Source organism: Aeromonas sp. AE23HZ002T15, assembly GCF_054165525.2.
In genome coordinates this window covers 1,279,364-1,293,315 of record NZ_CM201342.1, presented here as the reverse complement: position 1 = coordinate 1,293,315, position 13,952 = coordinate 1,279,364, and the positions used below count along the sequence as shown (strand labels likewise).

The 13,952-nt window shown below is 62.1% G+C and carries 13 protein-coding genes and 1 pseudogene; 5 read left to right on the top strand and 9 right to left on the bottom strand.

Annotation, left to right across the window (positions count from 1 at the left end):
* Window positions 1–115: 115 nt before the first annotated feature.
* Window positions 116–427 carry a hypothetical protein gene (locus tag ACT5M9_RS05820; RefSeq protein WP_457981043.1) on the bottom strand — a complete coding sequence of 104 codons (312 nt, stop codon included), beginning with the start codon at window positions 425–427 and terminating at the stop codon, window positions 116–118.
* A gap of 119 nt (window positions 428–546) precedes the next feature.
* Here ACT5M9_RS05820 and ACT5M9_RS05815 point away from each other — a divergent pair, with 119 nt between their 5' ends.
* The 4 genes from ACT5M9_RS05815 to yidZ all read left to right on the top strand — a co-directional run bounded on the left by ACT5M9_RS05815 (window position 547) and on the right by yidZ (window position 5,823).
* Window positions 547–1,986, top strand: a complete 1,440-nt coding sequence (locus ACT5M9_RS05815; protein WP_438548667.1) for an alanine/glycine:cation symporter family protein — start codon at window positions 547–549, stop codon at window positions 1,984–1,986.
* Window positions 1,987–2,172: 186 nt separating this feature from the next.
* Window positions 2,173–3,354 (top strand): class C beta-lactamase, encoded by a 1,182-nt coding sequence (gene ampC / locus ACT5M9_RS05810; RefSeq protein ID WP_457981046.1) that lies wholly within the window; start codon window positions 2,173–2,175, stop codon window positions 3,352–3,354.
* A 276-nt stretch (window positions 3,355–3,630) separates the two neighbouring features.
* On the top strand, window positions 3,631–4,803 hold the full coding sequence (locus tag ACT5M9_RS05805; RefSeq protein WP_457981048.1) for an MdtL family multidrug efflux MFS transporter: 1,173 nt from the start codon (window positions 3,631–3,633) through the stop codon (window positions 4,801–4,803).
* A gap of 12 nt (window positions 4,804–4,815) precedes the next feature.
* The gene (yidZ, locus tag ACT5M9_RS05800) at window positions 4,816–5,823 is read left to right on the top strand and encodes an HTH-type transcriptional regulator YidZ (protein WP_457981050.1); all 1,008 of its coding nucleotides are present in this window, start codon (window positions 4,816–4,818) and stop codon (window positions 5,821–5,823) included.
* Between the two features lie 51 nt (window positions 5,824–5,874).
* Here yidZ and ruvX read toward each other — a convergent pair whose 3' ends face one another.
* The 8 genes and pseudogenes from ruvX to metK form a co-directional block, all read right to left on the bottom strand.
* The gene (gene ruvX / locus ACT5M9_RS05795) at window positions 5,875–6,297 is read right to left on the bottom strand and encodes a Holliday junction resolvase RuvX (RefSeq protein WP_438548671.1); all 423 of its coding nucleotides are present in this window, start codon (window positions 6,295–6,297) and stop codon (window positions 5,875–5,877) included.
* 57 nt (window positions 6,298–6,354) lie between these two features.
* A pseudogene (locus ACT5M9_RS05790) lies at window positions 6,355–6,441 on the bottom strand (YqgE/AlgH family protein); the annotation flags it as partial.
* Window positions 6,442–6,455: 14 nt separating this feature from the next.
* Window positions 6,456–7,010 carry a YqgE/AlgH family protein gene (locus ACT5M9_RS05785; RefSeq protein WP_438548672.1) on the bottom strand — a complete coding sequence of 185 codons (555 nt, stop codon included), beginning with the start codon at window positions 7,008–7,010 and terminating at the stop codon, window positions 6,456–6,458.
* 200 nt (window positions 7,011–7,210) lie between these two features.
* On the bottom strand, window positions 7,211–8,161 hold the full coding sequence (gshB, locus tag ACT5M9_RS05780) for a glutathione synthase (protein WP_457981052.1): 951 nt from the start codon (window positions 8,159–8,161) through the stop codon (window positions 7,211–7,213).
* Window positions 8,162–8,285: 124 nt separating this feature from the next.
* On the bottom strand, window positions 8,286–9,017 hold the full coding sequence (gene rsmE / locus ACT5M9_RS05775) for a 16S rRNA (uracil(1498)-N(3))-methyltransferase (RefSeq protein WP_457981054.1): 732 nt from the start codon (window positions 9,015–9,017) through the stop codon (window positions 8,286–8,288).
* 61 nt (window positions 9,018–9,078) lie between these two features.
* The gene (locus tag ACT5M9_RS05770) at window positions 9,079–9,786 is read right to left on the bottom strand and encodes an endonuclease (RefSeq protein ID WP_438548675.1); all 708 of its coding nucleotides are present in this window, start codon (window positions 9,784–9,786) and stop codon (window positions 9,079–9,081) included.
* A 70-nt stretch (window positions 9,787–9,856) separates the two neighbouring features.
* On the bottom strand, window positions 9,857–10,375 hold the full coding sequence (locus tag ACT5M9_RS05765) for a SprT family zinc-dependent metalloprotease (protein ID WP_457981056.1): 519 nt from the start codon (window positions 10,373–10,375) through the stop codon (window positions 9,857–9,859).
* Window positions 10,376–10,452: 77 nt separating this feature from the next.
* Window positions 10,453–11,604 carry a methionine adenosyltransferase gene (gene metK / locus ACT5M9_RS05760; protein ID WP_438548677.1) on the bottom strand — a complete coding sequence of 384 codons (1,152 nt, stop codon included), beginning with the start codon at window positions 11,602–11,604 and terminating at the stop codon, window positions 10,453–10,455.
* Between the two features lie 329 nt (window positions 11,605–11,933).
* Between metK and tkt the strand changes: the two genes are divergently transcribed.
* Window positions 11,934–13,925: a transketolase gene (tkt, locus tag ACT5M9_RS05755; protein WP_457981058.1), complete on the top strand. Its 1,992-nt coding sequence runs from the start codon at window positions 11,934–11,936 to the stop codon at window positions 13,923–13,925.
* Window positions 13,926–13,952 lie beyond the last annotated feature (27 nt).

Here is a 13,952-nt window from a genome sequence, read left to right as displayed (position 1 = left end):
TGCTTCTCGTCCAGTTGCGAAAAGGGGAGGGGGTAAAAGGTGGTAACTAGTTGATTAGTAGTGATTTTAATGGGGCCTATCCCGGCTGGCTCCGGCCCAGATAAATACAAATTTTTTAGTTGATTATCAAATCTGTGCAGCCCGTCACATAAATACTTTCATCAGCCACTTGAAATTTAATTACGTGTAAAACGTTTTGCGTTACAGCCTGCGCCGACCACTGTCCAACAGGTAAACGCTTGCCTCCCGCGATCCAGACCTCATTTCCATTTGTCTCTCCCGAAGGGGGAATTGCGACCAGTATTCCTTTGGCGCTAATTTGTCGGCCGATGGATTGCACACCAAAATTTGTTGAAAGTTTGCGTGCTAAATGAAGCTTTATTGGGTCAAATCGTTCGTTTTTTGTCTTTGTAGTGAACTGAATCACTATTCCCGGCGGCCTCCCTATGCTAGATTCCGCCCCTTTAGCGAAAAGCTAAACCCAAAATCGACAGAGAGCGGTCAGCGCAGACTGGCCATGGATGTGATAACAACAACGAGAGAATTATGGACACCTTGATCGCAATGATTAACGACCTGATGTGGGGAGCCGTGCTCATCTACCTGCTCATCGGGGTCGGGATCTTCTTCACGTTCCGCCTGGGGTTTATCCAGCTTCGCCACTTCGGCCACATGTTCTCGGTACTGCGCAACAGCCGTAAATCCGACCAGGCCGGCATCTCCTCCTTCCAGGCACTGTGCACCAGTCTGGCGGCCCGTGTGGGCACCGGCAACCTGGCGGGCGTCGCCGTCGCCATCTACCTCGGTGGCCCTGGCGCCATCTTCTGGATGTGGCTGATCGCCTTCATCGGCATGGCCACCGCCTTCGTGGAAAGTACCCTGGCCCAGCTCTACAAGGTGAAGGACGAGGACGGCAACTACCGCGGCGGCCCTGCCTACTACATGGAGCGCGGTCTCGGCATGCGCTGGATGGGGGTGGTCTTCTCCCTCTGCCTGCTGCTGGCGTTCGGTCTGGTGTTCAACGCGGTGCAGGCGAACTCCATCAGCCTGGCCATGAACGTGGCCTTCGGCATCCCCGACTGGGTGAGCGGCCTGGCCCTGGTGGTGCTCTCCGGTCTCATCATCTTCGGCGGCATTCGCGGCATCGCCCGCTTCGCCGAGCTGGTGGTGCCCTTCATGGCGATGGCCTATATCCTGATGGCGCTGTTCGTGGTGATCATGAACATCGGCGAGCTGCCCCATGTGTTCTCCCTCATCATCAAGTCGGCGTTTGGCATCGAGCAGGCGGGTTCCGGCGCCATGGGCTATGCCATCTCCCAGGCGATGATCAACGGCATCAAGCGCGGCCTCTTCTCCAACGAGGCGGGCATGGGCTCGGCCCCGAACGCCGCCGCCACCGCCACGCCATACCCGCCGCACCCGGCCTCCCAGGGTTATGTGCAGATGCTGGGGGTCTTCCTCGACACCATCGTCATCTGTACCTGTACCGCGGCCATTATCCTGATGTCCGGCCAGTTCGAACCGGGCTCAGGGGTGACCGGCGTGGAGCTGACCCAGCGTGCGCTCTCCTCCCAGATCGGGGGCGGTGGCAACATCTTCATCGCCGCGGCCATCTTCTTCTTCGCCTTTACCTCCATCGTCGCGAACTACTCCTACGCCGAGACCAACCTGGTGTTCCTCGAGCACAACCACAAGGGCGGTCTGATGCTGTTCCGCATGTTCGTGCTGGGCATGGTGATGTTCGGCTCCGTGGGCGAACTGCCGACCGTCTGGGCGCTGGCGGACGTCTCCATGGGGATGATGGCCATCGTCAACTTGGTGGCCATACTGCTGCTCTCCGGGGTCGCCATCAAGCTGGCCAAGGATTACAACGATCAGCTCAAGCTGGGCCGGGTGCCCACCTTCGATGCCAACAAGTATCCCGAGCTGCGCAGCCAGCTGGAAGAGGGGATCTGGGACAATCCGCCGAAGAACAAGCAGGCCTGAGTGCGGCCGGGTTCTATGTGAATGAAAGAGGGGAGCGTTTGCTCCCCTCTTCTTTTGGCGGATGGCTGGCGGCGGTTTCTAATCGCCTTTCATCCGGACTTCACATTGAGCACACTCAGCCGGTTTAGGATGGCGCCCTGCCTGCCGCCGAGGCGGCAATCCAAACCGATAGATGAGGAGAAGATCATGGAACAACGACAGGGGATGAACTGGCTGGCCCTGACCACGCTGCTGTGGGCCGGTCTGGCCCAGGCCGGCACTGAACCGGAGGCGCTCAAGGCCTCGGTGGATGCGGCCATAGAGCCTGTGCTCGCGCAGTACCGGATCCCGGGGATGGCGGTCGCCCTGCTCAAGGAGGGCAAGACCCATCTCTTCCACTATGGCCTCGCCAACAAGGAGGCGGGCGTCCGGGTCGATGAGCAGACCCTGTTCGAGATAGGCTCGGTCAGCAAGACGCTCACCGCGACGCTTGGAGCCTATGGGGTCGCCGGCGGTCATTTTCGTCTGGATGACAGGGTGAGCACGCTGGATCCCGCCCTCAAGGGCAGCGCGTTTGATCGGGTGACCATGGGGCAGCTCGCGACCTACAGCGCCGGCGGCCTGCCCCTGCAGTTCCCGGATGAGGTGGATACCGCCGACAAGATGCAGGCCTACTACCGGCAGTGGTCACCCGCCTATGCGGCCGGCACCCATCGCCAGTATTCGAACCCCAGCATAGGGCTGTTCGGCCATCTGGCTGCCCGCAGTCAGGGTCGCTCCTTCGAGCAGCTGATGGAGCAGACCCTGCTGCCCCAGCTCGGCCTGGCGCACACCTATATCAGCGTGCCCGAGGCGGCCATGGCGCACTATGCCTTTGGCTATGACAAGGGCGACAAGGCCATCCGGGTCAATCCGGGTATGCTGGCCGCCGAGGCCTATGGCATCAAGACCTCGGCGCGGGATCTGCTCAGGTTCGTCGAGGCGAATATGGCCGAGGCAAACAGGAGCGGGGTGAGCAAGGGCAAGCAGCCGAACGAGCGGTTGCAGGCGGCCATCGCCCTGACGCATACCGGCCTCTATTCGGTGGGAGCCATGACCCAGGGGTTGGGGTGGGAGATGTATGACTACCCGCTCAGCCTCGAGACCCTGCAGGCCGGCAACAGCACCGACATGGTGTTAAAGCCCCATCCGGTGACCCCTGTGCCCAAGCCCGCCCCGGCCAAGGCCAGCACCCTGTTCAACAAGACGGGCTCCACCAACGGCTTTGGCGCCTACGTGGCCTTCGTGCCCGCCAAGGGGATAGGCATCGTCATGCTGGCCAATCGCAACTACCCCAACGAGGTGCGCATCAAAACGGCTTACACCATCCTGAGTCAGCTGACCGACTAAGGAGGAGGTTGTTGTTTTGATGAAGTCAGGTACGCCGGGTCACTGGCGTGCCTGTCGATGACCCCGGCCTCTGCACCCTCACTCAGCACGCAAACATTGCCAGACAGGCGTCACGTCAGGCGCAACATTTCCAAACAGGAATCTACCGATCGCCATCTCTTCACTAGGTGCGAGCGGATCTCACCCCTATAGTGCTCCCCATCCTCACCCGGTCTCGCCTCCTTGCGTCGTCGATAAATCGTCTTTGCCGGTGGGGCCCTCTTCAATGGAGCATTCATGGGCATCTTCCTGCTGTGCAGTTTCCTGATGATCATCCTCTATCCGGTCGGGATCGACCTCTATCTGGTGGCGGTGCCCCGGATAGCCGATGCCCTGCAGGCGAGCGAGGCGCAGATCCATACCGCCTTCTCCATCTATCTGTTCGGCATGGCGGCCACCGTGCTGCTGGGAGGCATGATTGCGGATCGTTACGGCCGGCGCCGGGTGGTGCTGGGGGGCGCCCTCATCTTTGTCATCGCCTCGCTGGTGGCGGCCAATGCGGCCAGCATCGACGGCTTCTATCTGGGGCGTTTCTGGCAGGGAGTCGGGGCCGGCGCACTCTACGCCATGACCTTTACCGTGCTGCGGGATGTGCTGAGCCAGGAGCGGCTGGCGACGGCGCTCTCCATGATCAACGGGGTGATCTGCGTCATCCCTGTGCTGGCGCCGGTGCTCGGCTACCTCATCCTCGCCCGCTTCGAGTGGCGCGGCATCTTCGTGGCGATGGCGCTGGTGGCCGCCTGCAGCGGTCTGGTCAACCTGCTGCTGCTCAAGGAGACCCGCCCGGCCCGCCAACCGGGAAGTGGTGGGGCGCTGCCATTTGCCCTGCTGCGCTCCCCGCACTTCATGTTGCTCTCCTTGCTGACCAGCGCTGGCGTGACCGCCATTCTGGTCTATGTCAGCGTCTCGCCGCTGATCCTGATGAAGGAATTCGGCTTCACCGCGGAGCAGTACTCCATCGTGATGATGGTGATGGCCGGGGTGAGCATGTCCACCTCCTTCCTGACACCGCTGCTGTTGCGCCGGCTCGGCAAGCACGGGGTGTTGGCGCTCTCCCACCTTGCCTATCTGTTGGCGATGGTTTTGTTGCTCGGTTGCTGGCAGCTGGGGGGCGATATCCGGTTGCTGCTGCCTGGGTTTGCGATGGTCTGCGTCGGTTTCTCCTGCGGTTTCGGAGTGGCGATGGGGGAGGCGCTGGATGGTTGCCGGCACCATGTGGCGTTCGCCAGCTCGGTGCTCTGTATCATGCAGATCAGCCTCTCCGGTCTCTATATCTGGTTGACGGGACATCTGGGATTGACTCCGTCCGAGATGCTGCTTGGCTCCCTGTTGCTGGCTCTGTTCAGTTACCTGGCCGTCAGGGTGCTGTTACCATGGCTTGCGGTGCGCGAAGCGCGGTTGCGGGGATAAGTGAGAGGAAACATGCGTAACCTGGGTGAACTGGATTTGAACCTGCTGGTGGTTTTCAAGCACCTGATGCAGGAGCGCAGCGTGGCGGGGGCAGCGAAGAAGCTCTGCGTCACCCCCTCGGCGGTGAGCAAGTCGCTCGGCAAGTTGAGGGACTGGTTTGAGGACCCCTTGTTCGTGCGGGTGCGGCAGGGGCTACAGCCGACCAACCTCTCCCTGACGCTGGAGGAGGAACTCAGAGCCTGGTTCCAGCTCACCGACAGCATCACCTCCCGGAGTAGCGAGGCGATCCCCGAAGGGGCCCGCTTCAGTCTGGCGATGGAGTCCCCCTTTGGCATCAGTTTCCTGAGTGAACTACCCATGACCATATACGAGAAATACCCCTATTCGGTGGTCAGGATGCTGGGGTGGGATCACCACTCCCTCAACGACATCGTCAACGGGGATGCAGATCTCGGCTTCTGTGCCCGGGAGACCCATGGTCGTTCCCAGGCCAGGGTCAACCGGCTGCCCTACTACATCGATCACGAGGTGCTGTTCAGAGACAGACCCGTGGTGTTCCTGCGCAAGGACCACCCGTTGCTGGAGCAGAAGTGGTCGCTGGAGCATTTTCTCGCCTGCCCCCAGATCAGCGTGGTGTGGGAGGCCAGCGACAGCTGGGCCCTCGATGATCTGCTGGAGGACCAGGGGCTGCATCGTCAGGTCCCCATCATGGTCGCGAGCTTCGAGCAGGCACTGCATATCGCCTCCCAGTCGAGCCATGAGCTGATCGCGGTGGCACCATCCTATTGCACGGGTTATGCCGCCAGACAGCACGCCAATCTGATCGCCATGCCGCTGCCACTGACCGAGGCACTCTACGTGCAGTTGGAGATCTCTTTCATCCTGCTGTGGCACAAGCGCCATAACCGGGATGCCAAGGTGATGTGGCTGCGCAACGAGATAAGGCGGCTCTATGGCCTTGCATCGGAGAGGGGAGGCGCCCGCTTTCCATGGGGCGGTGTGACGGCTGATGAGGGCTGAGCGGTGACACATCCCTAGCCGTAAGGGCCAGGAAATGGCTGGTCCCGGGGCTCAGCCGTACTGCTCTTCCATCCAGGCTTCCAGGATCAGCTGGGCGGAGACCCCGTCCACGCTGCCCTTGTCCAGCGCCTTGTAGCCGCCGCGCTCGAACAGGCGGGCGCGGGCGTCCGTGGTGGTCAGGCGCTCGTCCTTGAATTCCACCGGCTTGCCGAAGCGGCCGTGCAGGCGATTGCCGAACTTGCGAGCGCGCACCGTGATCTCCTGATCCGTGCCATCCATGTTCAGCGGCAGGCCCACCACCAGCAGATCCGGCTGCCACTCCTTGAGCAGCTTCTCGATTTCATCCCAGTTGGGCACGCCGTCGTTGGCCTTGAGGGAGCGCAGGGGGCGGGCTGTGCCGGTGATCTCCTGGCCGATGGCGACACCTATACTCTTGGTGCCGTAGTCAAAGCCCATGATGCTGCGTGATGACATGGAATTCCTTAAAACGAAACAAGTAAAAGGGGCCCTTGGGGCCCGCTTGGTGCAAGGCTAGCTATGCCCCACCTGGCTGGAGAGGTGCAAGGGGTTGACCCCTATGCTGGCGGCGGCCTGCTGCCAGCGCTGGTGGAACAGAGTGGTGTTGAACCGCATCAGCTATGCCCCACCTGGCTGGAGAGGTGCAAGGGATTGACCCCTATGCTGGCGGCGGCCTGTTGCCAGCGCTGGTGAATGGGAGTGTTGAACACCAGATCCGCGTTGGGGGGGATCACCAGCCAGGCGCCATCCACCAGCTCCTGTTCGAGCTGGCCCGCACTCCAGCCGGCGTAGCCCAGCGCCACCAGCCAGTGGCTGGGGGCCTCGTCGGTGCCGAGCGTCTCCAGAATGTCCTTGGAGGTGGTGACCATCATCTCGTCGCTCACCTGCAGGGTGGAGTTGAAACCGGGGCGGAAGCTGTGCAGCACGAAGCCGCGATCCGCGTGGACCGGGCCCCCCTGCAGCACCGGCTGCTTCATCTGGGCGGTGTCGGGAGGATTGAGCTTGAGCTTGGCCAGCATGGCATCCAGGGACATGTCGACCGGGATATTGACCACCAGCCCCATGGCCCCCTCGCTGCTGTGCTCGCACAGATAGACGAGAGAGCGCTCGAAGTAGGCGTCCGTCAGGCTCGGCATGGCGAGCAGATAGTGATTTTGCAGTGTTTGCATAGACATCAAATAGTGCAAAGGTGTTTGGGGTGATTATGGCAGTTAGGGGCGGCGGGCAAAACCGCTTTTTCACGGCTGGGACACAACTCCGGGAGGTGGCGGGAGCCCTGGCGCAAAAACCACAGGGGCCGCGAGGGCCCCTGTGGTGCTTGGCTACCGAGTCGGTGCCGCCAGATGAGCGGCACCGACCCATGAGGCCATCAGCGCCCCAGACGCCGCTCGATGGTGTCCATCAGCATGCCGGTGATGGAGACGTCGAAGGCCGCCTCGATCTCGCGGATGCAGGTGGGGCTGGTGACGTTAATCTCGGTCAGCCGATCGCCGATGATGTCGAGGCCGACGAAGATGAGGCCTTTTTCTTTCAGGGTCGGACCCACCGCGCGGGCGATGGCCCAGTCGGCCTCGCTCAAGGGGCGCGCCTCGCCGCGGCCACCGGCCGCCAGGTTGCCGCGGGTCTCCCCCTGGGCCGGGATGCGGGCCAGGCAGTAGGGCACGGGTTCGCCGTCCACCACCAGCACCCGCTTGTCACCGTCCTTGATGGCGGGCAGATAAGTTTGGGCCATGCAGTACTGACTGCCGTGCTCTGTCAGAGTCTCGATGATGACACCGACGTTGGCATCGTCTGCCTTCATGCGGAAGATGGAGGCGCCACCCATGCCATCCAGGGGTTTGAGGATCACGTCTTTATGCTCGGCGTGGAAGGCGCGAAGCTTGTCGGCTCTGCGAGTGACGAGGGTGGTGGGGGTGTGCTCGGCGAACCAGGCGGTGTAGAGCTTCTCGTTGGCGTCGCGCAGGCTCTGGGGCTTGTTGACGATGAGGCAGCCCTCATCCTCGGCTCGCTCCAGCATGTAGGTGGCGTAGATGAATTCGGTGTCAAACGGCGGATCCTTGCGCATCAGGATCACGTCCAGGGTGGAGAGGGGCTGATCGACAACCTCACCCAGTTCGAACCAGTTGGCGTAGTCGTACTGCACCTTGAGGGGGCGCATGGTGCCGAAGGCGCGGCCCGCCTCCATGTAGAGATCCGACATCTCCAGGTAGAAGAGCTCGTAGCCGCGCTTCTGCGCCTCTTCGAGCATGGCGAAGCTGGAGTCTTTCTTGATGTTGATGGCCGAGATGGGGTCCATCACGATGCCGAGTTTGATGGTCATCCGAAATTCCTTCTGTGGCTCGATAGGGTTGAGATTATCAGAACTTGTTCAAGGTCTGCCGCGAGAGGCCGCAAACGGCGCAGGGGCCTTGTTCAGGGCCTCGCAGCAAGACGTTGGACAGGTGTCAGGCCAGATCGCCAAAGCGGCACTGCAGCGCCGTGATGGCGGTCAAGGCGGCGGTCTCGGTGCGCAGCACTCGGGGCCCGAGCAGCATCTCCTTGAAATCTTCCTGCACGGTACGGGCGATCTCGTCGCTGGACAAGCCCCCTTCCGGGCCTATCAGCAGGCGCACACCATGTTCCGGCACCGGCAGAGTGTTGATGCTGTACTCGGCGCGGGGGTGCAGGTTGAGCTTGAGCTCCTTGGTCTCTTCCGCCAGCCAGGCGTCCAGCTCCATGGGCATGCGCACCTCGGGCACGGTATTGCGACCGCACTGCTCGCAGGCGCTGATCACCACCTTCTGCCACTGCTCGCGCTTCTTCTCCAGCCGATCCGCCGGCAGCTTGACGCCGCAGCGCTCGGAGAAGAGCGGGGTGATGCAAGTGACGCCGAGCTCCACGGATTTCTGGATGGTGAAGTCCATCTTGTCACCGCGGCTGATGACTTGGCCGAGGTGGATGGCGAGCGGCGATTCCACCGACTGGGCATCGCAACGGTCGATGTGCACTTCCACCGACTTCTTGCCGACGCTCGCTATGGTGGCGGGGTACTGGTTGCCATCGCCGTTGAACAGCTCGAGCTGCTGGCCCGGCTGCATGCGCAGCACCCGGCCGATGTGGTTGGCGCCGTCTTCCGACAGGGCCAGGGTCTGGCCGACCTGCAGGGAGGCCGGCTCATAGATACGTGGAATGCGCATGGATGAATTCTGTCTCTTGCTCAAGGGAAGGGATGTTAAATCCCTTCTTTCATAGATTGGGCTACTGGCACTGCTTTTCAATGAAGGGGTTGGTATTGCCCTGCAGCTTGCCGATGCGGCGGTTGCGCTCGCACTCCCAGCGATCCGCCGGGTACTGCCTGTCCCAGGCCTCGAACAGTTTACGCTGTTGCGCCGCCAGGCGCAGCCCGTACTGTTCCCCCATGTAGAGGTAGGCGCGGGCGATCTGGCCACGTACCGGCCCCTTGGGGGGCTGCACCCGCTGATCCTTGAAGTCCACCAGCATCTGGCACTTGCCGTACTGGTTCGGCTTGCCGTTCCAGTCGGAGAAGCGGTAGTTCGCGCGATCGCCGTTCACCTCGCCAATGGCGGGGAAGAGGTTGTGCATGTCGCCTTCCATCTTGTTGAACTCGGCGCTCTTGCCGCAGTTCTTGCGACCCCCCTCCTGCCAGCACTGCAGCTGGTGGCCGAACTCCCAGGCGGGCACCACGTGCTCCCACTCGATGCGGGCAGCACGATTGGCCTGCTTGCGGGGCAGGTAGCCACAGCTCTCCCAGTCCGGGGCCATCTTCTTGCCGTTGAACTTGATGTTGCAGCCACAGTAGAAGGTGGTGGGGTGGCTCTGATAGAGCTTGACGAGATCCTGCTTGGCGGCGCGGAAAGTCTGGGCCTCCTGGGCCTGGAGCGGGACACTGATCAGCAGGGTCAGGCCAAGGGAGAGCAGGGGATAAGCGAACTGGGGGCGAGACATGGGGATCCTTGAAAATGAAACGATGAAACGACGTCGGGCACCCTACCACAGGCTGGCGCCATAACCTGACTCAATCCGTATCCGGTTGATACACCAGGGGCTGGCGACAGCGGCGACAGTGGTAGCGGGCCTCCCCGCGCATCACCTTGTTGTGGCGACGAATGGAGAGCCGATGTTGCTGGCAGGCGCAGACATAGGGTTGGGTGCGCTCCCCCAGCACGGCGAGATCGAAGCTGTGGGTGGTTCTGGGTTCGAGGTTGAACACCTCCCGCATCACCGACTGCCACTGGCGGCCGTGGGGCAGTACCCGGTTCCTGCCGCGCCCCTCGCCCCAGAGGGCATAGACCAGCAGGTGCGCCACCTCGTGGGGCACCACCTCCTCCATGAAGGCCTGCTGGTTGGCCTCATAGAGCGCGGGGTTGAAGCGCAGCTCCCAGGTTTGCAGCCGCGCAGAACCCGCCGCCCGGCCACGCATGTTCAGATAAATGCACGGGCGCGGGAAGGAGCGGCCGAGTCGTGCCTCGGCCTGCGAGAAACAGACGTCGACCCGCTCGGTGAGCAAGGCAGAGGGGGAGGGGAGGGCCGTCATGGGCAATCCTGTCGGTCGGCGGATAAGCAAAAGGGGAGCCAGGCTCCCCTTTTATCACAGGCACATGCCTCGGGACATTACAGACCGGCGGCGTCGCGCAGCAGGGCGGCCTTGTCGGTCTTCTCCCAGGGGAACTCGTCGCGACCGAAGTGGCCATAGGCGGCGGTCGCCTGGTAGATGGGACGCTTGAGATCCAGCATCTCGATGAGGCCGTAGGGGCGCAGCTCGAAGAACTCGCGCACCAGCTTCACCAGCAGCTCCTCGGCAACCTTGCCGGTGCCGAAGGTTTCGACGCTGATGGAGGTAGGCTCGGCCACGCCGATGGCGTAGGAGACCTGCACTTCACAGCGATCCGCCAGACCGGCGGCGACTATGTTCTTGGCCACGTAGCGGGCGGCGTAGGCGGCGGAGCGGTCAACTTTGGACGGATCCTTGCCGGAGAAGGCGCCACCACCGTGACGGGCCATGCCGCCGTAGGTGTCGACGATGATCTTGCGACCGGTCAGACCGCAGTCACCCATGGGGCCGCCGATGACGAAACGACCGGTCGGGTTGATGAAGTACTTGGTGTCCTTGGTGATCCACTCGGTCGGCAGCACCGGCTTGATGATCTCCTCGCGCACCGCTTCCACCAGGTCGCTGTGGCTGACGGAGTCGCAATGCTGGGTGGAGAGCACCACGGCATCCACACCCAGGATCTTGCCTTCGTTGTCGTAGGCGAAGGTCAGCTGGCTCTTGGCATCCGGGCGCAGCCACGGCAGGGTGCCGTTCTTGCGTACTTCGGCCTGGCGTTTTACCAGCAGGTGGGAGTAGGTGATGGGGGCTGGCATCAGCACGTCGGTTTCGTTGGTGGCGTAGCCGAACATCAGGCCCTGGTCACCGGCGCCCTGCTCGTACGGATCGGTACGGTCGACGCCCTGGTTGATGTCCGGGGACTGCTTGCCGATGGCGTTCAGCACGGCGCAGGAGTCGGCATCGAAGCCCATGTCGGAGTGGGTGTAACCGATCTCGCGCACGGTATCGCGCACGATCTGCTCGATATCGACCCAGGCAGAGGTGGTCACTTCACCGGCGACCATCACCATGCCGGTCTTGACCAAGGTCTCGCAGGCGACACGCGCCTTGGTGTCCTGTACTAGGATGGCGTCCAGGACCGCATCGGAGATCTGGTCGGCGATTTTATCGGGATGGCCTTCGGAGACCGACTCGGAAGTAAACAGCTTTGCCATGTTTGGTTCTCAATCGTGTGGGGTTATCGCCGCGGCCATAACCGGATAATGACAGGATGACTGTAGAGGTATCTACATCTGGACGTCTATTTTAATTAGCCCCATGGGTGATTGCCAGCACTATTTTGGTTTGGCGCCGCCCGAGTCGGCATCTACCCCATTTGGGGTGAGGGGAGGGCCGAATTGAATCGTTTTCCTGTCCAAGAAAAGCGATTGTGCTCCCAAAGCGGCTTTATTCGTCCAGATAACATTTGCACGCCACGCCCCCTGCTGGGACAATAACGCGCCTTATTCTTGGCCATCAAATGAAGCAATCGCAGGAGATACAGATGCCTTCTCGTAAAGAGCTTGCCAATGCCATTCGCGCATTGAGTATGGATGCCGTTCAAAAAGCCAACTCCGGTCACCCGGGCGCCCCCATGGGAATGGCAGACATCGCCGAAGTGCTGTGGCGTGGCCACCTCAAGCACAACCCGAACAACCCCAAGTGGGCCGACCGCGACCGTTTCATCCTCTCCAACGGCCACGGCTCCATGCTGCTGTACTCCCTGCTGCACCTCTCCGGTTACGATCTCTCCATCGATGACCTGAAGAACTTCCGCCAACTGCACTCTCGCACCCCGGGTCACCCGGAGTACGGTTATGCTCCTGGCATCGAGACCACCACAGGCCCGCTGGGTCAGGGCATCACCAATGCCGTGGGCATGGCGATCGCCGAGAAGGCCATGGCCGAGCAGTTCAACCAGCCGGGTCACGACATCGTCGACCACTACACCTACGCCTTCATGGGCGACGGCTGCCTGATGGAAGGTATCTCCCACGAGGCTTGCTCCCTGGCCGGTACCCTGCAACTGGGCAAGCTGATCGCCTTCTGGGATGACAACGGCATCTCCATCGACGGTCACGTCGAAGGCTGGTTCACCGATGACACCCCCAAGCGCTTCGAAGCCTACGGTTGGCACGTCATCCCGGCCGTGGACGGTCACAGCCCGGAAGCCATCAATGCCGCCATCGAAGCCGCCAAGGCCGAGACCGGCAAGCCGACCCTGATCTGCTGCCGCACCATCATCGGCTACGGTTCCCCGAACAAGTCCGGCTCCCACGATTGCCACGGCTCACCGCTGGGCAACGACGAGATCGCCGCCGCCCGTGCCTTCCTGAAGTGGGACCACGCGCCCTTCGTCATCCCGTCTGACATCGCCGCCGAGTGGAATGCCCAGGAGAAGGGCACCAAGCTGGAAGCCGACTGGGCTGCCAAGTTTGCCGCCTATGAAGCCGCGCACCCGACCCTGGCTGCCGAGTTCAAGCGTCGCACCACTGGCGAGCTGCCGGCCAACTGGGCCGCAGAGTCCGCCAAGATCATCGAAGCCCTGCAAGCCAACCCGGCCAAGATCGCGACCCGTAAAGCGTCCCAGAATGCTCTGGAAGCCTTCGGCAAGCTGCTGCCCGAGTTCATGGGTGGTTCCGCGGATCTGGCGCCGTCCAACCTGACCATGTGGTCCGGTTCCAAGTCCCTGACCAACGACGACGCCTCCGGCAACTACATCCACTACGGTGTGCGTGAGTTCGGCATGTCCGCCATCATGAACGGCATCGCCCTGCACGGTGGCTTCATTCCTTACGGCGCGACCTTCCTGATGTTCATGGAATACGCTCGCAACGCCCTGCGCATGGCCGCCCTGATGAAGCAGCGCGCCATCTTCGTCTACACCCACGACTCCATCGGTCTGGGTGAAGATGGCCCGACTCACCAGCCGGTCGAGCAGATTGCCTCCCTGCGTCTGACCCCGAACATGAGCACCTGGCGTCCGTGCGATCAGGTGGAATCCGCCATCGCCTGGAAGCACGCCATCGAGCGCACCGACGGCCCGACTTCCCTGATCTTCTCCCGTCAGAACCTGGCCCAGATGGACCGCACTGCCCAGCAGCTGGTCGACGTCGCCAAGGGTGGTTACGTGCTGAAGGATTGTGCCGGTACCCCGGAGATCATCCTGATCGCCACCGGTTCCGAAGTGGAGCTGGCCGTGGCCGCCTACGTCGAGCTGACCGCCAAGGGCCGTGCCGTGCGCGTGGTCTCCCTGCCGGCCACCGACGTGTTCGACGCCCAATCCGCCGAGTACAAGGAATCCGTGCTGCCGTCCTCCGTGACCAAGCGCGTCGCCATCGAAGCGGGCATCGCCGACTACTGGTACAAGTACGTGGGCCTGAACGGCAAGATCATCGGCATGCACACCTTCGGTGAGTCCGCACCGGCCGAGCTGCTGTTCAAGGAATTCGGCTTTACCGTGGAAAACGTGGTTGCTACCGCTGAATCCCTGTAATCCCTGATTGCTTTGCATTGAACTGAA